Genomic DNA, 23,871 nt, shown 5'->3' on the forward strand with positions numbered 1-23,871 from the left:
ACAAGTACCTCTTTGTAAATTCTGACTCCTTTTCCATAAGCACAAAGGGTTATTTATTAATGAATAAGATTATATACAATTCCGGAAAAACTCGCGCATTTCACGACGTCCCAGAAACAGATGGTTTTCCACCGTCCTGCAACTTAAATTCAGTTCATTTGCGATTTCCGGAGACATTTTATTTTCGAAGCGGTTCAATGTATAAATTAACCGACGTTGTTCGGGCATAGCAGCCAAGCGGGTCCGTTCCATTGTCATTAAATCATCACCGATAATTTTTTCTTCGGTTTCATTGGTAGAAGTGGACATAGTATCATAGATGTAGCTGTCTATCTCCTGTTTCTTATAATAACGACGGATATAGTCGATCACAATATTGCGGGCAATGGTGAACAAGAAATATTTCACTGTGTCCGGACGGAGCATTTGCTTGTAGTCCAGCAGACGTACAAATACATCCTGGGTTAGATCCTCCGCTTCGTAGCGATGAGTGATACGATAAGTAATATAGGTAAGAATCACCTGATAATATTCTTCATAAGAACGGGTGATAATGTTGTCGGAAGTGTTAGCTGTTGTCTCCATAATACTATCTTTTTCGGTTTTGATCACGATGCAAATATAGAGGTGATTTTGGATATAACAGCTCGAAAACAGGACAGAGTAATCTCCAAGAATCCAGATAGACTTATTTGCATATATATCATTATATATCAAGAAGTTACATTCACAACAAACAGAGTCTCATTTTATAATTTGATACTCTATTTACTAAAAAACAATGTATTTTCGCTCTCCTTATACCCATTTGCTTTCACCCCCTTCACCTCTTTACTCCCTTTCTTCACCATTTTGGCCTTTCCTTCATCTTACATTCAGGCTAATGATGATGCAGGACATTAAGAGATAAGTTCCTTTTCATTAATGATAAACTTGTTTTGCCCTTGTTGCAAAGTTGCTTTTGGTTAATGATAAACTATAAATGAAAGTTCTGATTATATAAATGCAAGTTTTGTTTTTATAAATGCAAGCTTTGATTATAAAAACAAAACTTGCATTTAAAGTTTGCTTCCTATAAAAAACAACTTTGCAATTAAGGAAAAGGAAGTTTAGATAGGGAGAAGAAGAACTTATCTAATAACAGATTGGAAATAGGAAAAGAATAAAAGAGAAGGGGTTCACCAAGTGAAAGGGCAGGGTTCACCCTCTAACCCCGATGAACAGGGAGAAGTGAAGGGTGAAGGTAATATGGATGCAAAATAGATTTCAGGGATAATAAGTCGGAAAGTTACTCTTCTTTGGCTGTTCCGCCGATACTACGGATGTATTCATTCGGAGTAACTCCCGTACTCTTTTTGAATGAGCGGAAGAAGGAGGCACGCGAACTGAATCCACAAAGTTCTGCCAGTGCAGTCAAAGTATAGCGGGAATATTGGCTATCCGCTACCATCTTTTTGAATTGGGTAACGCGATATTCGTTGATAAAATCATAGTAGGACTGATTAAGATACTGGTTCAAAAGATACGATAATGAATGTGAAGAAGTATCCAATGCAGAAGCCAGGTCACCCATCTTCAAATCGGGATTGATATATGGCTTTTCTTTCTCCACATAAGCCACCAGTTTTTTATGAAGTTCTTTACATTCCTCTTCGGTCAGTCTATTGGTCTTATATTTCTCTTCAACAACGGAAGGTTGTTGTTCTGAATTTACTTCCGGATGTTGTTCTACAGACTGTTCTCTTTGTTGTATCTCCTCCTCTGCTGATGATACCACAACCGGCGAAGCAGAAGAAACAAGCAAACGACGCATACGTTTCCAGACATAATACCGTATAAAGGCTATAATTCCTACGATTAATAAAACGGAAAGTCCCCATCCCCACCAAGGTATCATAGGGCATACCGTCACTTGACAGCTAGCTTCGGATTGCTCATTTCCCGGAAGACGTACACGAAAAGTATAAGTCCCGGAAGAAAGTCCGTAATAAGAAACTTCGTTCTGTGCAGCCAATAATTTCCAGTCCTTGTCCACTCCTTCCAGTCGATATTCATATAGTAAGGCAGATGGGAGACCATAAGCAAAGTCTGTGAAACAGAAAGTCAAATTATTCTGATTGTATTTCAAAGAGGAGCTGGTAAAAGGGACACCATTAGCTAATATGTCAGTAAATACGATCGAACGGACCTTGCCACGCACCTCGTCCACACGTTTCGGATCGACATAAATCAGTCCTTTAGTGTTACCAAACCACAATAGTCCTTTTTCATCTTTATAAGCAGCTCCATTCGTAAAAGTTGGTCCCGGCACTCCATCATTGAAAGTGAAAGCATCATATTCCTCTCCCTCTTCTTTGATACGCAATAACCCGTCATTGCAAGCCACCCACAACCAGCCTTGGTTATCTTCTATAACAGACATTAGCGAGTTGTCCGGAAGAGTAGAAAAGATAGAGCGGTTCTGGAAACGGTCCATCGTTAAAGTGGATGTAAACAGGCTTCCTTTCTCACGGATAAAATAGAGGTTGTGTTCAGCATCTTCGTAGATAGTACGAACCTTATCTTTATTCACGAATCCTTCGGGAAAGACATTGGAACGCAAACTTTGGGAAGCCGGGTCGTAAATACACATACCGGTTTCGGTAGCAATCCATCCTTTGCCGGTAGAGTCAAAACTGACTTCATACACATTGCCTTCCGGCAGTTGGGAGTTGGCACTGGTGAAGCTCTTTATCTGCTTTGTCTGTCCGTTATAGCTGAACAGCCCTTGCGAAGTACCTATCCAAAGATTTCCTTTGGCATCCGGTTTCACACAGAAGATATGTCCTTTCTGGAAAAGCTCCGTATCACCTTGGGCAAAATATTTCAGAGACAGCGTTTCCGGATTCAATACCATCATACCGCCACCATACGTACCGATGTAATATTCTCCTTGATAGAAGCAGATTGTCAGTATCAAATCCGAGGTCAAGACGGGTTTTACAAAACTCTTCACTACTCCGGTAGCTTCGTTTATATAAAACAAGCCGTCACGCGAACCGATGACCTTCTCTTGCCCTTTGTTTACAAAAGAACGGATGGAAAGATTGGCCGAATTAAACAAAGGTGGATAATCATACGTACGGAAAAGGCCGTTCTGATAGAGTGAATAATCCAGTCCTGCCTGAAAATGCCCCACCCAGACGGCACCTCTATCATCTATAAGTAAGGAATAAATAGAATTACTGCGAATTCCTTCCTTATCATTGACATCATGGTAAAAACGACGTGTCACTTGTTGGTCTTTGTGTGAAAGGAAGTGTACGCCATTGCCGTCAGTAGCTATATACACAGTCCCTTTACCATCGCTGGAAATATCGGAAATGACATCGCACCCCAAAGATACCGCATGAGAGAATGATTCCTTCTTTATATCGAAACGTACTACACCTTGGCTCATTGTACCGAGATAGAGCGTTTCGCCGATACGAGTAAGGCAACGGAAATAATCGGCTTCGGGCACATTCTCCTGAAAATGCCAGGAATCAATCTTGCCGTCTTTCAGTGAATAAGAGAACAATCCCTGTACCGTGGCCAACCATAATACGGTTTTATCTTCATTCAGACAAATATCCATGATTCTGTTACAGGCGGCAAGCATATTCCGGTCTGTCAAGACTTGAAGCAACTGACCGTCTTTATGAATGAATAAGCCTTTCTCTGTGCCGATATAAAGAATATCTCCATCGGCCAGTAACGTATTGACGGCAAAGTCTATCTTTTCGGGGACAATCCTTTCCAATTGGCTGTTTGGGCGATTCAACCGCCAAAGCCCGATTCCGTTTCCCACCCAAAGTTGTTTATTGGATGTTTCCGTAACACTGTTTACCCGTTTCTTTCTTCCCGACTCAATGCCACGGAATTCAAAATGGCGCACTTTCACACCATCAAAACGGTCGAGGCAATTATCCGTCCCCAACCATACAAAACCTTCGGAATCTTTATAAATGGCATTCACCAACAGTCCGGATAGCCCGTCGGACATGACGACATTACGGAATGTATAGTTTTGGGCTTGTAGATTACCCCCACAAGCCAAATATATTAATATAAGAATCAGATATTTAATCGTGTTCTTCACTTACAACTGCTTCCTTTCATATTAAACATGTGACAAACATACATAAAAATCTCCAAAAGAGCACATTCCTTTTTTAAAAAAGTAGCCCCTTCGTATTCTCTATATGTACATAACTAAATACGAAGGGGGTAAATAATTTACTCAATACAATCCAAATAAAAACAAAAGTCCCGAACCAAATAAATGGAATGGGACTTTTTATTATTGCAAAATAACCTAAATCATAAAGCAGGTTTAAGCTCAATCGTTAATCCTAAAGCATTTATGATACGATAGAAAGTAGCAACACTCGGAACTGTAATGCCTTTCTCAATGCGTGAGATGTATGATTTGTTGGCACCGATACGTTTTGCAAGCTCTTCCTGCGTCAATCTGGCATTCTTTCGCGCATCCAAAAGTATTTGACTCGTATAAAAAGCATAAGCTTCTTCGTCAAACTTCGCACGTTCAGGAGTGCCCAGTGCTCCATACTGTGCTTCTAACACAGCACTGTAATCAACGATTTGATGATTGTTTGTCTCCATAATAAGCCTCCTTTATTTTTAACGCCTTTTCTATCTCTCCTGATGGTGTCTTCTGACTCTTTTTCTGAAAGCCATTGAATAAGACATAATCTTACGTTTCATATTACAAATATACGCCAAGTTGTACAATTATGCAACCTGGCGTTAGATTTTAACAGTAAAAAAGACTATAATCATTTCTTTTGCCGTACTCCATCCTTCCCGTTTCAGTAGTTCTGTCTCTTCCCGATTAGGAGAATGTGGAGAACCCATAGCGCAATACTTATCAATCACATTTCCATTATCTCTATGCTATTCTAATTATTTATCAGTCTATCAATTCAATCATATAGCTATAAACATATTTTTTATCAAGCAAACGATATTTATTGTGTGGATACATCCCCCAACTATTATCACCGCCTAATCCGCGTTGCTTCAAATCAACATGCAGGAAAATATTCTTTTGCGGAACAATATCAATGGTATGCTGCAATTTGCGGGTCAAACCGGGGTCAAGGTCTTCCGGTGAGAAATGCAGAGCGGAAAATGCGATAGGTTGCAGACCTGTAATCTTCACTCCCTCTCCTTCACTATTCAATAAAGCCAGCCAACGAACATCCGTTTTATTTCCGGTTTCCTGTGGACGTATATACCAATAGAACTGATTGTCGACTTTATCCTCATATCGCCCGATGAACGAGCTTGAATAACGGTCGATGTAGTTTTCAAAAGGTCCCCTACCATAATAAGTCAGATTTTCATAGGGTTGTTGCAATTCCATCCGCATACCGAAGCGAGGAAGTTCAGGAAGTCTCGTTCCTGTCAAGTCAATACTTCCTGTCACAATAATAGATGCATTATTACGTATCAAATATTCTATCGTGTAAGGAACTTGAATGTCACTTAATATCCAATCAATTTTTATGGACAATCCTTTTTCGTTCTTTTCCTCTATAACCACGTTCTTCACATAACGGTTCACATGCGCTGTCCGCCAGACACCTGCCAACCAGGGCATTTTATTCCCGAAATCATTATCAACCGGAGCACGCCAAAAAGCCGGTTCCGGATATTGCTTAATGGGTTGTTTGCCGTTTATGCTATAATTAAACAGCACTCCTTTTTTCAAATCAATCTTACCGGAGACGGCATCCGACTGAAAAGATAAAACATTGTCTTTCGTTTCATAAGACAACTTACCCGAACAAGCCGAAAGAGAAGCAAAGAAACTGCCTCTATTTAGCTTTATCTGTTCCTTAGCCACTTCATAATGTACAGGAATTAAATCGGTAGCAACCTTTGTATAGGCATAGAGGTTGAGAAAATATTCATTTCCATCTTCCGGAATGACTGGAAGATTCAATCGTACCTCTTTTTCCGCATGAGGTTTTAATTCAACATTGAAATTTCCTGTAGAGAATTTCTCTCCGTTCTTATATACTTCCCAAGTAAAAGCATATTCATTCAGATTGGTAAAATCATAACGATTCCTGATTGAAACAATCCCTTTACTCAAATCTTTCGCGTTAAACTGAATGTACTGATAGACTTTCTTTACTTCATACGCTTGTGGTTTGGGAATGCCATTAGCAGAAATTAAGCCGTCGGTTCCTGTATTTAATTCCCCTTTCCTATCTTCCAGCCATTTATAACTTCCCATTTTTCCATTGTACGTCCAGTAGATGCGTCCGTCTCCCGGTTCTGTCTTCATTTTAAACCCTTGATCCATAAAGTCCCAAATAAAACCACCTTGCAAATTTGGACTGTCATAAATAACATCCCAAAGGTCTTTGAAGTTACCATTACTATTCCCCTGGGCATGGGCATACTCACACATGATAAAGGGGCGCTGTTTACCGGACTTGGCATATTCCGTTATTTTCCACATATTGGGATACATCGGACATACAATATCTGTATTCCAGTCCTCCCAAGCCTGTTCGAATTGCACAAAACGACTTGGGTCATATTCTTTCAGACGTTTATATTCATCATGGAATACGATTCCATTACCACATTCATTCCCTAACGACCAGCCTATGACGCACGGATGATTTTTATCTCTTTCCACCATACGGGTGATACGGTCTACATGAGCCGCATACCATTCGGAACGATAAGCAGGATGCGGAATGGTATCTTTGAAATAAGGAACTGAGCCCATTCCGTGGGTTTCAATATTGGCTTCATCTATAATGTAAATGCCATATTGGTCACATAATTTATAAAACAACGGATGATTGGGATAATGACTGGTACGAACAGCATTCATATTCAGTTGTTTTATCAATTTCAGGTCATTCATCATAAATTCGCGAGTTTGGACGTGCCCCAAGCTGTCATTATGCTCATGACGGTTCACGCCTTTTATATAAGTCGGAACACCATTCACCAATAATCGAGCATTCTTTATTTCTATCTTTCTGAAACCGGTCTTACAGGCAGTAACTGCAAGCTGCTTGTTTTTATCATCCCAAAGTGTGATGACACAATCATAAAGAGATGGCTTTTCAGCATTCCATTTGGATACATTCTTAATGACGCCCGAAAAAGCTAATTGGGTAAACTCATCTTCTATGTCAAATTTCTTTTGTTGTGACAAAACTATTTTGCCGGTTTTATCCAATAATTCCAGTTTGAGTGTTCCTTTTTTTACATTATTACCTGTAAATTCACGCAAATCTACGGTAGCATTGAATATACCATTCTTATATGTACTATCCAAACTTGATTTTAAGAAAAAATCCCAAATAGTCAGTTTAGGGTAAGCTTGCAAGAATACATCACGTTCAATCCCGGTCAGTCGCCAAAAATCCTGGTCTTCCATATAGCTGCCATCATGCCAGCGATAAATCTGTACTGCCAGTAAATTTTCTCCTTCTTTCAGATAGTTCGTCACATTAAATTCAGCCGGTGTTTTGGAAGCTTTGGTCATTCCGACTTGCTGCCCGTTCACATAAATGCGGGCATAGCCGCTAATGGAGCCGAAGTGCAGAAATACTTCGCGCTCCTGCCAGTTTCGAGGAACCGTAAATGTGCGCCGATAGGTACCCACAGGATTGTCTACGTCAATATAAGGTGGATTGGATGAAAATACATACTGAATGTTGCGGATTATCGGTTCACCGAATCCTTGGATTTCCCAGTTAGAAGGAACTGTTATTGTATCCCAATTACTGTCGGGTAAATCTATCCGATAAAAATCTTTTATGCTCGCTGCTATAGTAGGGGCATAGATAAACTTCCACACACCATTCAACGAATGTTGCCAAGACGATTTTCGGGGTTTGTCGTTCACTGCATCCTCTGCCTGTTCGTAGAGACGAAAGTCAGCATGTGGCCTCTCTTTGTTCCACTCATATTTGGCGGGATTTTCCCACTCGTTGTTTTGCGCCTTTGCCGTTTGAGGCAAACTATAAAAGAAGCAGATAAAGAATAATAAGGTAGGAAATAATCTATTTATCATAAGGAAAGAGTTGTGAAGGTTTCACAGAGTAGTATCAAGGAGTTAAGAAGTCTAACCTCTTAACTCCTTGAAATCAGCCGGAAAACTCAAAAGTTATTCTTCAGTATATAATAATGTCCCAAATCCCAAATCGCCGGCTTCAGCAGTTCCACGCTCACCATATCCTTCGGGGCGTTCCTTTTCGGCAAAGGCTTGAGAATAGGGTGCATTCATACCTTTCACCTTGGCATAATGATTGTAGAGGAGTTCCCATCCCGGACGGGCACGCCCCTTAGCCTCGGCCGACACCTTCTCGTGCCAACCATATTTGGGGTGATAGTAAGGTTCGAAAGGCATTTCTACATCTTCAGCCGAAGTCAAGTTATACTTAGCCGTATATTCGCAGAGGTCGAGAACAATGTTGTCGTTGTAGGCAAAAAGGTCGATACCCATGTTATAAGCCGTACGGCAGAAGTAAGCGTGCAAACCGACATTGAGAGTGGCGTGCCCCTGGTCGCGTCCCATCTCCTGGCTCTGTGCCAAATGTCTGCCTTTCACTTTTCCTTCCGGGTCTTCGTGCATACCTCTCACCGACCACTCGATACAGCCCATACCTTTTCCGTGGTAGAAAAACTCCAGGGCTTGTTTAATCTTAGCATCGTCATCATTCAGCACGCCGATAGAAAGAATGGTGAGCATGGCGGGCAGATCCCAACTCATCCAACCTGCAATGGCTGAAGAGTTAAAGTGGTTATCTAAGAAATCGTCGCAGATAGGATAGAAAGTTTTATCTATCCATTTCTTGAAGATTTCGAAATCCTCGGTTTTCCAGCCTTCGTAGTCGCGCATCAGTTCAGCGGGAGCAGCAAACTGGTAACCGATAAATCCGGCAGCAAGCAGGCGATGGCTGTCGTCAGGCCACGTTTTATAGTTCACCCCTTTACAAGTTTTAGCCCATCCGTTCAGAATTTTAATAGCCGCTTTCGCATAATCTTCATCTCCCGAAATTTTCCAGCGTAAAGCCAACTGATAAGCGGCACCGGCATCAAAAGCAGCCGTATTGAAGTTTCCGCCTTTTGAGTGGCGCACAATTTCTTCTTGCGGATTTGAGTTATAATTCAGTTGGGCAAATCGGCTGTCGCACAATTTTTGCCAACCACTAATCCAAGGTTCGGCGCCTTCATTCACTTTACGGCGTGCACGTTCAAAATCGGCTTCGGTGTTCACCAGACAAGGGTGCTTGATGGTGTACTCATAATTTTCATTGGGGTTGATTTCGCGTTGCCATGGTTCGGGAGTTCCGTTCTCGAACTCAGCACTACAGCCGGTCAGCAACACAAGTGCCATGCTGCCCACGAAGGTATAAATCAAATTTTTCATATATTCAATATTCATTTTGTTATTCAATCAGTTTCTGAGAAGTCGGCTACCATTATTCGGCTTTTTCAGCTTTAATCAAATCTTTCAGTTCCTGTTCCGATTCGAAGGTCTTCACCCAATCCACATAGATACTGCCAGTTTCGCTGGCTTCATACCATATTTTCCAAAATTGAAGTTCCACCGTGTCGTACTTCGTCAATGCAGTAGGCATATACTGTTGATTCTTGCCGAGGAATTTCTTCGTAAAGTCGGCGTAGAATACTTTGTATTCGCCACAATCTGCCACAGTCATGGCGTTTTTTCCTTTATCGGTATCTTCGCCATATTTACCGGCTACGGTAATGCCGCTTCCACCCCAAATGTCGAGATACCACTCTATGCTTGTTGATGCTTCGAACACATTTTCGGGGAATTTCACTTTAAAGGCCAAGATGGGATAGTTGGTTACGTTGAACCCAAATCCTCCGGTACGACAAATGCGCACAGCCTTGTAAGCCTTATCGTCACCGGGTAATATGCGAAGTACTCCATCGTTCTCCATCCATTCAAATTCTCGATGATTGAAATTGCCGAATGGTTGCCAGATGTTCTCAATGGTAAATTGGTCGTTCATCAATCCCTCACTCACATTGATACTCATCGTAGCTTTGATAGGTTTACCGTCGCCATAGTCTGCCAAAGCAGTAATCACGGCATTGCCGTAAGCCTTCGCCACAAACCGGCCTTTTTCGTCAATCTCTACAACATCGGGCTTGCTGCTTTCCCATGCGATGTACGACAGCGTAGCGTCTGCCGGCGTTACATTCATCTGCGGAGTATAGGTTTCGCCTAAAGCCAGCTTATCGGTATCCTTCACGAATTCCATACTTTCGATATAAATAATAGGCTTCACCTTAATCTCAAACACTTTTGTGAAATGTTTGTCGTCAGTAGCGGTGACTTGTATGCGTGCCGTTCCTTCGGCCACACCTTTCACCTCGCCTTTTTCATTGACGGTGGCTTTATCGGGAGTAAGGCTTTTCCAAATCACTCCGGGGTAAGTGGGAACGACCGGAGTAGTCTGCCAAATGAGCGGCAGAGTCGAGGTAACAAACACTTCAAGCTCTTCATTAGTAAGACTGATATCAGTGATGTGAATGATTTCGTTTACCACCTTCACATTGATGGTCGAAGTGGCAGAATAGCCTACAACCGGTTTGGCCGAAATGACCGTATTACCGGCCTTCACTGCAGTGATGCGTCCTTCGGCATCTACGGTAGCCACATCGGGCACAGTCGATTTCCATACCACCTCTTTGTTGAAAGCCTCATCCGGGCCTACGGTATATTTTATCAAAGTATCAGTGCCTATCAGCAGAGGCAGTTCGGGAGTCACCTCAAGGTTGATTTCCTTAACGAGCACTCTCTCTTCTAAAACGGGGGATACATCGTCATCGTTGCACGAAACGGTCACCACCAAGGCACCCGCCAACAGTGTTGCAAATGCACCCTTTTGAAGTATGTTTTTGTATGTCATAATTCGATTACTTTATAAATGAATAATGAATGGATTATTGGTTCCAACCCGGATTTTGTTTCAAGTTGGAGTTCAGCTTGAGTTGGTCAGTGGGCAGCGGCAACAAGTAATGCTTTTCGTGCCAGTTGCGTCCTTTTTCGTGAATAATGCAGCCTTCACCATCTTTGTCTTTAAAAGAAGCATCGGGCCATCTGCTTTCAAAATCAGTATCTTTCCACTTCACACCGGTGAGATTCATCGGCATTTCGTCTTCGGCCGTCTTCCAACGCTTCAGATCATCAATGCGGAAATTCTCATCGAAAAACTCGATGGTACGCTCACGACGAATCTCTGTGCGCATATCCAAATTATTTGCCGTGACAAAGTCGTTAGTCAAGTCAGGCATTTCGGGGTTAATGCGTTTACGTGTCAAGTTCAAGCTGATAGCCAAGTCTTCATCTGATATTTGTCCATCGCGTTCAAACACAGCTTCGGCATAGTTCAGCAGCACCTCGGCATAGCGGATGACGGGGAAGTCGTAAGCTTCCATACCGGTGGGCACTCCGTCACGTTCGCTGCACCACTTGTGGGGAAAGTAGCCCGTACCGGTTTGAGGCATGAAGTTCCTATGCGAGGCATTGGCTATTTCGGCAGCATCGCCGCTCCAATCAATGCGTCCGCCATTTGTACCCCAATAAGTCTGTCCGGGCACCATAAGCTGATTGTTCATGCGGTTGTCGCGATTTTTATATTCATCATCCACTTTCGTGTAATTCCACGTTTGGGGATTGATGGGTAACCCATTGCTTTGCAGATACATATTAGCCATTTTGCGAGTAACGTACAAGGCATTGCCCAAACGCCCTTGTGTAATGTTGAAACCAATAGAATTGATAACAGGGTCGTGGCGGCGGGTAAAGATATACTCTTTATTACCTGTTTTATTGATATTGGCAGGGTTTGACTTTTCATTCTCCAAGATAAAGAGATACTTGTAGGCTTCCGTTCCCAATTCTTGAGGAGCAAAAAGCTCGAATGCTCCGCCCGCCATTACATCATGAGCCGCCTGTGCTGCGGTATTGAGCAAATCTTTTGTACGTTCGGTATTTTGACCGCCATTATGAAATTTCTCCCATGTACCTTCGTAAAGGGCTACACGCGAAAGAAACGCCAAAGCGGCTTCGCTGGAAAGGCGACCTTCATCGCTGCTGCTGATAGCCTTATCAACGGGCAATAGTTTAGCGGCTTCTTTCAAGTCGTCAATGATGAAGTCAGCCACCTCGGTACGCGGATTGCGAGCCTTCTGCATCTCAGGCGAGTCGATGTCGAGCGGCGTGCGGGCTATGATAAGGTCACCGTAAGCCTGCAATAACTCGAAGTAACAATAAGCACGGAAGAAACGGGCTTCCCCCACTGAAATGGCAATGTCGGCTTGTTGTTCATACGCATCAGCCTGTTGCAACAAGGTGTTGACTTGGCGAATACGATTGTAATTGTCGGCATAATGCTTGTCGGATGACGGAATGCTGTTCGTTCCGTTACTATAGATGTTCACCGTGCTGCCGGCAAACAAATCCGAGCGAATATCGGCGTGCTGACTGTCGTCGAGCCATCGAAAGTCGGCCGACCAGCCATAGAACTGGGTGGCAAAAAGTTTGAAGTGTTCGGGCGACTTCCAATAGTTGGTATCCGCCAATTGCGTCTTGGGCTCAAGGTCTAAACACGACTGCATGATCATGGCGCAAATAATTCCTAAAATATATACTATTTTTTTCATTGTTATCTTCAATATTAAGAATAAAAATTAGAATGTGGCATTCACACCGAAAGTCACGGTGCGGTTAAACGGATAGCGTTGCTTGTTTTCCACCTTACGGGTGGCTTCGGGATCCCAACCATCGGTGATATACGATTTTTCCCATAAATCGGCGCCCGATACATAAATACGCAAGTTGCTGATGAAACCGCTCTTATTCATCCATGCCTTTGGCAATGTGTAACCAAGTACAATCTCTTTGAGACGCAGGTAAGCTCCGTTATCGGCTGACCAGGTAGAGGGAATGTAGTTGTAATTATTGATGCCATTACTGTTTGAATAAGTAGGAAAATGGTTATTGGGAGTTTCAGGACTCCATACATTACCCACCGACTGGTTGGTAGTGTTCAGCCAAATAGCCTTGAAAGGCACTTTCCAAGAGTCGATTTCACGATAGATGGTACGCTTGCCCACACCTTGGAATACGGTATTGAAATCGAATCCTTTCCACTCGCATCCGAAATTAAACGAGAACGAATATTTGGGGTCGTCGGAACCGAGAAATACAAGGTCATCTTGTGTCAGTTTATCGTCTTTGTTCACATCTTCATACATGTGGTCGCCCAAACGCAAGTTGGCAGGCAGGGCGATAGAGTTGCTGCCCACATATTTGTCCACGTAATAGTCCAGTTGGTCTTGGTTTTGTACCTTGCCCACATAGCGGTAGCCAAATACCGAATTGAGCGGATAGCCATTCACAGCTTCGTTATAACCTGCGCTCACCACGATGTTACCTCCATCAACGAGTTTATTGGTCATATAGGTTAACGTACCGCCAACATGGTAGTTGAAACTGCCTATCTTATCATGCCAAGTCAAACTAACATCGTAACCATTGGCTTCAAACTTACCACTATTCGTACTGGGAGCAGTTCCGCCCAGAACACCGGGATGCAGACGCGAAACCAACATATTATCGTTTTTCTTTTTAAAGATCTCGAACGTACCCGTAAGGCGATTGTTGAAGAATCCGAAGTCAATACCCAAGTTATAGTTGTAAATACGTTCCCAAGTACGCACAGTGCTCACCAGTCCGGCAGATTCCACATAGGTTCCTTTCGAGTTGCCCAACAAAGCACCGCTGTTCGATTTGTAGTTGTAAAGTTGGATGCCGTCATAGCGTCCGATACCATTTTGGTTACCTACCTCACCATATGAGGCACGTAGTTTCAGTTCATTCACATAGTCACGCAAGTTCTCCATGAATTTCTCTTCAGTGATACGCCATCCGGCTGATGCGCCCCAGAAGAAGTTCCAGCGATTCTTGGGCAAGAATTTCGAAGAGCCGTCGTAGCGAGCATTCACTTCTACCATATATCTTGACTTATAGTTGTAATTCAAGCGACCGAAATAAGAGAGAATAGCTTCCTCCCAACGGTCTACCTTGTCTATGTAGATTTGTCCTTTACCGTTAAGCGATTCGATTGCCGCTTCCACGTCCATTGCTTTGGTACCGCTATAATCGTAAGCGGCATAGTCATATTGCACACCTCCCATAAGCGATATGTCGTGAGCCTCATCAAATAATTTCTTATAAGTGAGAAAAGCTGATGCCGTGTAATTATCGGTACGTGCAGAGCTTTTAGTATACGATGATTTTTCTTTTGCAGGATAGGGAGAGTTCTCGTTTTGAATCGGTGTGCCATCGTATTGATACCAATCAATTGAAAGATACTGTTCGTCACGGGCCGCATTGTTCGTTGAGTACCCCAAAGTACCTTGAAAATCAAGGCCATCCAATATGTTCACTTTCAAAATCTCGTTCACATTCATAGTGGTCACTACAAGTTTGTTGTCACCTCCCAACTCGGCCGACCAGTTGGGAGTATGAATGCCTCCCCACGCATACGGTTTGCCATCGATGGTCGAAACCGGTAACCCTGGCTGCGGTATGCTACTGCCTAATATACTACCAATCTGTGTAGGAGCCACCTGATGCTGACGACTGGCTGACATATTGCTTTCCAAGCTGATACGGTCGTTTATCTTGAAGCTGTTGAATAAACGTACGTTATAGCGTTCGTTCGAGTTGTTCCCCCATTGCAGCGTCCCTTGGTCATTCAAATAACCAAGCGAGAGCCGGTAGGTCGATTTCTCCGAACCTCCGCTTATGCTGAGGTTATGTTGGGTAGAAGTAGCGTTCCCCCACAGCACATCAGTCCAGTTCATATCATGAAACACAAAGTCGGCCACACCGCGGAATCCTCCCGGAATGGGATCTTCATCGGGATTATTTCCACCATGCAGATTAATCCAACTCCCCTTCATCGCTTTAGCCAAACGGGCATAGCGCACCCAGTTGTCGTCTTCGCCATAGCCGTCATTCAAGCGGGCTTGGAGCACACCATCCGTCCATTCGTCCATACTCATCATGCGGGGCTGCAAACCCACAATTTTACGTGTAACCGAACCACTATATTCCACCTTGGTTCTGCCGGCATCGGGACGTTTGGTAGTTACCAAAATCACACCACCTGCCGCTTTTGCACCATAAATGGCAGCCGAAGCATCTTTCAGGAAGTTAATGGTTTCGATGTCATCGGCATTGAGTTGAGCTATCTCACTCACACCACTGGCAGGTACACCGTCAATAATCAAGAGAGGTTCTACCTTGTTCTTCGATACAGAACCACGGATTGAGACACCCCATCCCTCTTCACCGGGAGCAGCCGACGAGCGGGTGATGCGTAAACCCGGCACCTGACCTTGCATGGCCGAAAGCGGATTGGATACCGTACCTTTGTCTTTAAAAAGTTTTTGGTCGACCACTGTTACCGAGCCTGTCAACGACTCTTTCTTCATACTGCCGTATCCCACCACTACAACTTCCAGGAGTAGTTCAGAGTCTTCTTTCAATACAATCTTCAAACTGGTTTCATGGCCTTTCACTTGAACTTCTTCCGTTTTGTAACCGATATATGAGATAACCAAAGTTCCTTTGGCATCTTTCAATGAGAAGTTTCCGTCAATGTCAGTCATACAGCCATTGGTGGTGCCTTTTACCATAACATTAGCACCGATAACGGGCTCGCCATTGGAATCCACGATTTTACCTTTAATTGTACCAGTCTGCAATACGACTTGCACTTCCCCGGCATCTGCAAAGACAGCCTGCGAGCCACCTGCTATAAGAGCAGAGGCTATCACCGTGGAGAATAGAATCCTTCTCGATGAAAATCTGAAGAGACTTTTTTTCATATACATAAAATTTAAAACTAACATTTATACTATTTATTCTAATATTAGATACACTGTTGGATATATTCACGGATTTCTTTCCGACTGATAAACAAATGATTTTCTACAGTACGGACAGATAATCCGAGACAAGCGGAAATATCCGCTGACGATATATGCTTGAAGCGACTCATTACATAAATCTTTCTTCGTTGCGCAGGCAGCCGGAGAACTCTCTTCTGCTCACACACAGATAAATCATTAGCGATTATCTGGCTCTCTACCTCATTAATAAAGGTAGGAAGCTGATCTAAAAAATAGGATGTAATTTCCTGCATTTTATAATGACGACGCAAATAATCAATAACCAAATTCCGGCAAATAGAGAAAATAAAGTACTTTATTGTTTCCGGTCGCAACATTTGCTTATAATCCATCAAACGTAAAAATACATCTTGAGCCAGATCTTTCGCGTCTTCATCTTTTCCTATCTTATATAAGATATACAAGTAAACGGAACGATGATAATTCTGATAAGAATCAGTAATCAACTGTACGGATGACATATCTATATTTTCCATTGCTTAGATTTTTGTTTATCATTACGTTGGCAAATATAGAAGGTAAATATGAAAACGGATATTCAAAAAGAAAGAGATAAATTCCGTCCTATTGGCGGAGAGCAAGCGATCAACACACATTCTAATTATCAGACAGTTAACTCTCAATTTCATAGAGTCTCAATTTATTATTTGAGACTCTAAAGAGGTATTTATCAATCTAAAGTTTAAAATGAAAGGTACATAAGTATATTATTCTTCATTGGTCTTTCCGATACTTCGAATATATTCATTCGGAGTAATTCCAATAACCTTTTTAAAATAACGAAAGAAGGAAGTACGCGAACTAAAACCACATAGTTCGGCTAAAGCTGTCAACGTATATTTAGAATATTCATCTTTATCAACCAAACGCTTAAACTCCTCTATGCGATAGTCATTCAAATAGTCATAATAGTTTTTATCCAAATATTGATTGAATAAATAGGATAATGTATAAGTGGAAACATTCAATATTGCAGCCAAGTCTGCTATTTTCAGATTGGGATTAACATATAGTCGATCCCTTTGCATCAGAAGTTCCAGTTCGCCAGCCAAGCGCCTACATTCTTCTTCAGTCACATTACTCTTTCTATATTTTTCTTCTATTACCGGTTGCTGTTTTTCCTTCGACTGAATTAGGTTGTTTCGTTTCATTCTCCGGCGATAATATATATAAGCCAAGGTTATTATCAATATCACTAAAACAGTCACACTCCACATAACAGCATTGAAACGAGGAGCAATAGTCACCATCAGGCAAATTTCCGACTCCGGATCATCCACCCGATGAATTCTAAACTGATAATTGCCGGATAATAAGTCATAATACGTTATTTCAGATTGTCCACTCAATAATTGCCAGTCGCTATCTATTCCTTCCATCTTACATTTATAAGACATATATGCAGGCTCCGAATAAGTGAACCCAGAGAAACGGATTGTCAAATTACGCTGATCTGCTTCCAATTTTATTTTATACACGTTATTTTCTCTACTCATCTTAGCATAAACCGATTGCTTTCCATTCACTAATACATCGGTAATAGCAACCGGATAATGCCATTTTGCTTTTCTGCCATTTTGTTCCGAGGTCAGATAAATCATACCTTTCGAATTGCCGAACCACATCGTACCCTCTTCATCTATCACAGGGAAACAAGTAATAAATATAGAACTGGGCAAGCCATCTACGAAATTATAGGGAATAAAATTACCTTTCTTATCATAACGATATAAGCCCAAATTAGTACCAATCCACAACCAACCTTCATGATCTTCTATAATAAACATTGCATCCTTTCCATCCAAAGGAGTGCCCGACTGCATTCTCCGAAAATGATTCATCGACAAATCAGATATAAAAATTGCACCTTTATCCGGAAGGAAATAAAGCTCATGATTAGAATCTTCGTATACTGTCCGGATTTTATCTTTATGAATAAACCCTTCAGGAAACATATCCGACTTCAAACTATTGGTTGATGGATCCCAAATGCATAAACCGTTCTCTGTACAAATCCATCCTTTACGAGTGGAATCAAAACATATATCATAGACATTCTCTCCCGGTAATTTCGAATTTTCAGTAGTATAATGCCGGATTTGCTTTCCATCTCTATAACAGTAAAGTCCCATAGACGTCGCCATCCACAAACTTCCTTCATCATCCGATTTTATGCAAAACACATGTCCTTTCAGGAATGGAGTTGATTTTAAGTCTGCTGTTTCAAAATCAGATAAAGTCAACGTGGAAGGATTGAGGATATATATACCGCCACCATAAGTACCTATGTAATACTTTCCTTCAAAAGCATAAATACACAAAATCATATTGGAACGTAATTCGGGAACCTTAAAACTTTTAAACCGCTGTTTCTTTTCATCTATATAGAAAAGTCCATTGCGCGAACCTATCAGTTTCTCGTCTTTCGAAACAGCTATTGCACGAACAGGCATCTCTTTTGAGTCGAAATAAGGAAGATAGGCATAGGTAGAAAATAACCCGCTCTGATATAGTGTATAATCCAAGCCTAACTGATAAAAACCAATCCAAATCACTCCTTCCCTATCAACCAATAATGCATAGACAGAATTGGAACGGATCGCCTGTTTATTTCCCGATTCGTAACAAAAGGAACGAACAATCTTCATATTATTCGCAGAAACAAAATGTACCCCGTTTCCATCAGTGCCTATATACAACAAATTCTTTTCATCACTGGAGAGAGACATGATAACATTACAACCCAAGTCAATAATATTTTCTTTAAATTCACCCGTCGAGATATCAAAACATAGCAACCCATGATCCATTGTTCCTAAATAAAGCTTTTTGCCGATACGTGTCATATTTCTATAGGAGAATCCCTGCTTGTATGGATAAGAGGTTATTTTCCGGTTTGAAATATTCATGGAATGTAATCCACCTTTGGTAAGAATCCATAAAGCTCCATTTTCATCCAAATTCAATGCAACGATGAAATTTTCTGCCGATAAGATGTCGGAACTTACTGCCAGTCGCTCCAATTGATTATTTCGATAGATAAATAATCCTTTTTCACTACCTATATACAATCCTCCATCCCGAGTTGGTAAAAGGGCACGAACACCACAATTAATAGTCTCCGGACTAAAGGGTTCCAGTTTTTCTGTTTCCTTATGAACCGTCCACAATCCCATATCATTCCCTATCCATATCCTATTACCAGTCGTCTCTGTTATTACATTCACCCATTTTAGTTTTTCATTATTCCCTAATATGGGATAATGTTTCAAATGGACTCCGTCAAAACGTTCAACAGAACTTGCCGTGCCAATCCAAATATAGCCTAATGAATCTTTATAAAAAGAACTGACCATCAGGTCGGAAAGTCCGTCTGTTTCGGAAATGCTGCGGAAAGAGTAAGAAATCGGATAAATAGGTATATTTATGAGTAGCAGACAAAGAGTAGTCAAAGCCTTTACTATATGTCGTATTAGATTATGCATAGAGGATTCATATTTAATGAAACAATGCAAACCTACATAAAATATCTCAGATTTTATATAGGTTTGCACAAAAAACAAGGAACTTACTCTCTTTAAAAAGATAAAATCTATCCTGGATATACATAATTTACAGTTTCACCTTTATCTGTGATTTCTGATAAACTACCGGGATTTTCTTATCATTCACTTCTACAGACACAGGCTTCTTTGTGCTTCTAAAGGTGGTATTTATCTCCGGCTGTCCGTCTATCCAAAGATCAAGTTTCTTATCTTCTGCTTTCTGAATAACGAACAGCTTAGCCAATGATGAAAAGTAAGTTTCATTACCCCGTCTCAATGCACTTCCATAAGCAATAAAGAAGTCCTTAGCGTTCTTTGCTTCAGTACCTTCTGGGTAAGAAACTGCAAACATATAAGCATCTGTCATCCAGCCGTCGGGCATAATCCATGAATTACTGTGCATTAATCTTCCGTCCGCCAGTTGGTTGATATATAAATCGGTAATTTTACCTTTATGACGGATACGAAGCCCTATCCAGTCCTGCCCTTCACGTCTTTCCATTTGAGGCAGGTCTTTTTCATCGGGAGCGTCTTTCAGAATAATAGCTGTCAGTCCTTTCACACGGTTCACCTCGGCTGGTAAATGGAATGAATAATATTTTTCGGTTCCTTTCAGATCTTCCGTAGGAGCTTCTATTTCTTCCCAATATAAATCTTCGGGATAGTCGTGCACAAAATCGGACTTAGCCAGCATGCGGGGATATAAAGGACGGATGACTACTGAAGAATTTCCGTTTGTCACATTCACGTCAATGCCCGATTTCTCATAAGTTCCATTAGTATGCCATAACCATTCGAACTGCCCTACCTTATGTGTCTTCAAATCATCGATCATATAAATCACATTATCCATCCACAGGAAATGACGGAAGTTACGGCTGAAATTATTAGAGACAGGACCTGTTCCATTGGCCAAAACATATTTCACATTACCCGCATCCAAGAGATGATAAAGATTTCCTCGCAAAGTAGAGCCGCTATACTGTTGTTCACGAGGTTGCCCCTCCCCGTTGAACAGGACTACATTATGTGCCTGGCTTTGAAAAAAATAGTTGCGATAGGCAGGATTGGGATACCAGCAGTTTCCTCCATCCTTGATAATATCGACGCCTTTATGAAAAACAATAAAGGAATTGGCATCCGCATGGGAATGATTCCACGTATGACCGCTTTTCACAGCAAGCATCGTAGCATCTTTTTCCCAAGAAGTACGCATGGTGGCCCAACCGAAATCCGAGAATAGCTGTGAGGTTTTCAAATCGGGAGTTACGGGAGCTTTACTCAAATCAGGGGTATAGAGAAAGCCCATCGGACGATTCAGGAAAAATCCATCGCGATGCTGTCCTTGCTCTACTTGGGTTATATACCACAGAATAGTCGGGTCTTTCAGTCCCAATGCATACAATAACATCATACTGGATTCTGCTGATACATTCTTATGACTATCACCAAAATTCAAACTATACAGCATACCTGTACGAGGATAGCATACTTGAGAAAAGTAGTTCGGAAGTTTTGCCAATTGGGGTATATTGCCGGGATTTTGTCCCGGATGAGTGTTTATCCAAGCGATTCGAAACAATAGGGCTTCCTGAATACCAAAGTTTGCATAATTCAAACTTTCATACATTCCTCCGGCCTCATCAAAACTCTTTGCTTTCTGTTGCAAGGCATCGCCGGCAAAGTCAAACCATTCGGGAAGTGATTCATGAAGTTGCTCCACCCAATCTTTTACTTCGGGAAGTTCATTCTGTAGGCTTAATGCTAATATTCCACCCTGGCATACGCAGGAAGTCCACCAGTTGTGTCCCATAGAGTTCAAAGAATGGATTCGGGCAGGTTCCAACAGCCAGTCGCCCAAGGCAGGCTCTACAGCCAATCGTTTCAAGCCTTCGGCAATCTTTTTTCTTTCCGAAGAAGACATTATGTTATAAGCCGCATCATATCCTATGGCAGAAAGGAAGCTCTTATGTGCCATGCCCAGTTGCGAACGCCAGACTGGAATACGTGCCATCATTTCCATATCTCCCCAGGATTCGGCTTCCACAGCTTTCAAAAGAATCTCTTTGATTATATTTGCATACTCTTTATTATCCGTCATCAGATAGGCCAACGACAAATAATCCAACCGATTGAAATCTTTCTTTTGTAAGGCTTCATCGGCGGTTTTCTGAATATCCTCCCAGGCTTCCCGCAATTTCGGTTCATTCTGCATACGTTGTTTTACCTGCTGAATACGTTGAGGGGTATACAAAAGTGAAGGATGATTTATCTTTTGTGCAGATACAAACGATGCTAATAATATTCCGATCAGGCATAGAACTATTTGTTTCATGATACTTATTGCTTTTTCATTTTACTGTTCAATATTGATTAAAAATTCTTCTAAAGCTGTATTGAATTCCTCCGGTCGCTCCATATTCATCATGTGCCCGCAATCCTCTATGATTTTCAGCTTTCCATTAGGTAGATATTCCAATATGGGAGGATTTTTTGAAAATTTGTTATCAGAAGAATGACCTTCTACAATTAAAGCAGGTACAGCAGGATGACTCTTCTTCAATTCTTCAATAGCATCCAGCCCTGCTACTACCCGTACTTCTTTGTGCAGCGGTTGCCATGCATCCCATTCGTCAATCATCTGCCACAAAGGAGCACGCATCCGCTCACGTTGACTTCCACCGGATTTCATTAATCCTTCAAACCACTCTTTCTTCATCACTTCCACTCCTTTCTGTTTCAGGGCAGCTATTTCTTCATCACGCACCTTTGCTTCTTCTTTAGTCATCGGCTCACTGGGACCCTTCGATTTCCGGATGTTTCCACTGGCTAAAAAAGCCGATAACATCCGGTCTGGGAAATACGCCAACATATCAGCAGTAATGAACCCGCCCAAAGAAAGCCCGACAATATGCGCTTTCTTGATGTGCAAAGAGTCCATTAAAGTAACCAGATCTTCAACATGCATAAATTGATAATCTTCTGTTTGGGAAGAAGAAATGCCGTATCCTCTTAAATCATAGCGAATGACATGATACTTTTTCGCAAACACAGAAAATTGTTCATCCCACATACGATGGTCGAGCGAATGACCGTGAACAAAAATTATCGGTTCACCCTGACCGGCTTCTTCATAGTATAGAGAGCCGTTTCCTACATTGATACGCCCTTGTTTGACAACCAATGGCTTGCCTTTCAGTATTTCTGAAACAGTCCGTGAAATGACAGGGCTGCCAAAGAAAGAAGAGAAACCGTCTTCTTTAGCGAAAGAACCTGTTACATGGGAGATAAAGAATCCGTAAACTTTATCACGCTTATTTATCCATGGGTAAGCACCAGCCCATCCCGGTGAACTGATCTGATAAGCTTCGCCTGTCTTTTTGTCTATCAGTTCACGCCATTCTCCCAATCCATAGATTCCATTGTGGGATTGTCCCAGTCCTTTCGCTACATAATTATCCGAGTTATTCGAAGGGGTTATGGCGCCTTTCACTTGGTCGGCCTGCATTTCTTTCACAGTTTCTGCTGATATAATTTGCTTGCCATCATACATTCCATCGTGATAAATCATGGACAAGAAGTGAAGATAATCATTCATTGTAGTACACAGTCCGCCCCCTAACATAGGTGCATGTCCGCCGTCCGTGTTGATTGGGGTAAAATGAGAGTTTTTCATTTCCAAAGGTTGCGCCAGCAGTTCTTGAAAAAGAGTCTCAAACTCCTCTCCCATCGCCACTTCTGCCATTCTTCCGGCAATTTGCATGGCAAGTCCACCATATTCAAAACGAGTGCCGGGAGTAAAGACTGTATCCAAAGGGAGAATTTCAGTGACTGCCGAATCCAAATGATTATAGTTATCTACACGGGGCTCGGGAAGATATGGACGTACTCCTGATGTATGGGATAATAATTGCCGGAGAAGAATCTTACCTTTAGCATCGTCTTTAAATTCCGGCAACCATTTTTCTACCGGATCATCCCATCCCAAATCAGTACGGTCTACCACCGCGCCTATGACAGCAGCCGCTACCCATTTTCCGGCAGAAGCGACATATACTTTTGTATCGGGTGTATAATCCCGATAGTTCTTCTGAAAAATGACGGTATCATTCTTCACTACACAAATGGATGCTCCGGGGTAATATCCCTTGTCTACCCATCCTTGGATAACAGAATCCAAAGAAGAGAAGTCATACCGACTTCCCTGACCGGATGATATTTTGCAAGAACCGGACAAAAAGCAGATACTTACAAAAGCGGCAATTAATAAACGATTATTCAT

The 23,871-nt window shown here is 41.9% G+C and carries 12 protein-coding genes and 1 pseudogene; all 13 read right to left on the reverse strand.

Annotation, left to right across the window (positions count from 1 at the left end):
• Positions 1-69: 69 nt before the first annotated feature.
• Positions 70-585, reverse strand: a complete 516-nt coding sequence (locus KFO40_RS07400; protein ID WP_211146223.1) for an RNA polymerase sigma-70 factor — start codon at positions 583-585, stop codon at positions 70-72.
• 703 nt (positions 586-1,288) lie between these two features.
• Positions 1,289-4,120, reverse strand: a complete 2,832-nt coding sequence (locus KFO40_RS07405) for a two-component regulator propeller domain-containing protein (protein WP_117610828.1) — start codon at positions 4,118-4,120, stop codon at positions 1,289-1,291.
• A gap of 221 nt (positions 4,121-4,341) precedes the next feature.
• On the reverse strand, positions 4,342-4,644 hold the full coding sequence (locus KFO40_RS07410) for a helix-turn-helix domain-containing protein (RefSeq protein WP_004296976.1): 303 nt from the start codon (positions 4,642-4,644) through the stop codon (positions 4,342-4,344).
• Positions 4,616-4,729, reverse strand: a pseudogene (locus KFO40_RS07415) (type II toxin-antitoxin system RelE/ParE family toxin); the annotation flags it as partial. The gene KFO40_RS07410 and the pseudogene KFO40_RS07415, both read right to left, overlap by 29 nt.
• A gap of 222 nt (positions 4,730-4,951) precedes the next feature.
• Positions 4,952-8,092 (reverse strand): glycoside hydrolase family 2 TIM barrel-domain containing protein, encoded by a 3,141-nt coding sequence (locus tag KFO40_RS07420; RefSeq protein WP_117809117.1) that lies wholly within the window; start codon positions 8,090-8,092, stop codon positions 4,952-4,954.
• A 93-nt stretch (positions 8,093-8,185) separates the two neighbouring features.
• Positions 8,186-9,451, reverse strand: a complete 1,266-nt coding sequence (locus KFO40_RS07425; protein ID WP_224440800.1) for an alginate lyase family protein — start codon at positions 9,449-9,451, stop codon at positions 8,186-8,188.
• Between the two features lie 52 nt (positions 9,452-9,503).
• Positions 9,504-10,967, reverse strand: a complete 1,464-nt coding sequence (locus KFO40_RS07430; RefSeq protein WP_117809118.1) for an Ig-like domain-containing protein — start codon at positions 10,965-10,967, stop codon at positions 9,504-9,506.
• A 34-nt stretch (positions 10,968-11,001) separates the two neighbouring features.
• Positions 11,002-12,723, reverse strand: a complete 1,722-nt coding sequence (locus tag KFO40_RS07435; RefSeq protein ID WP_117809119.1) for a RagB/SusD family nutrient uptake outer membrane protein — start codon at positions 12,721-12,723, stop codon at positions 11,002-11,004.
• A gap of 27 nt (positions 12,724-12,750) precedes the next feature.
• Positions 12,751-15,960, reverse strand: a complete 3,210-nt coding sequence (locus tag KFO40_RS07440; protein ID WP_227236926.1) for a SusC/RagA family TonB-linked outer membrane protein — start codon at positions 15,958-15,960, stop codon at positions 12,751-12,753.
• Between the two features lie 44 nt (positions 15,961-16,004).
• Positions 16,005-16,520, reverse strand: a complete 516-nt coding sequence (locus KFO40_RS07445) for a sigma-70 family RNA polymerase sigma factor (RefSeq protein ID WP_004296983.1) — start codon at positions 16,518-16,520, stop codon at positions 16,005-16,007.
• Positions 16,521-16,751: 231 nt separating this feature from the next.
• Positions 16,752-19,529, reverse strand: a complete 2,778-nt coding sequence (locus tag KFO40_RS07450) for a two-component regulator propeller domain-containing protein (protein WP_004325499.1) — start codon at positions 19,527-19,529, stop codon at positions 16,752-16,754.
• Between the two features lie 127 nt (positions 19,530-19,656).
• Positions 19,657-21,924, reverse strand: a complete 2,268-nt coding sequence (locus tag KFO40_RS07455; protein ID WP_211146224.1) for a heparinase II/III family protein — start codon at positions 21,922-21,924, stop codon at positions 19,657-19,659.
• A gap of 21 nt (positions 21,925-21,945) precedes the next feature.
• A complete protein-coding gene (locus KFO40_RS07460; protein ID WP_211146225.1) occupies positions 21,946-23,871 on the reverse strand; it encodes an alpha/beta fold hydrolase in 1,926 nt (641 codons plus the stop codon).

Source organism: Bacteroides sp. 1001302B_160321_D4 (assembly GCF_015667765.1).
Classification (GTDB): Bacteria; Bacteroidota; Bacteroidia; order Bacteroidales; family Bacteroidaceae; genus Bacteroides; species Bacteroides xylanisolvens.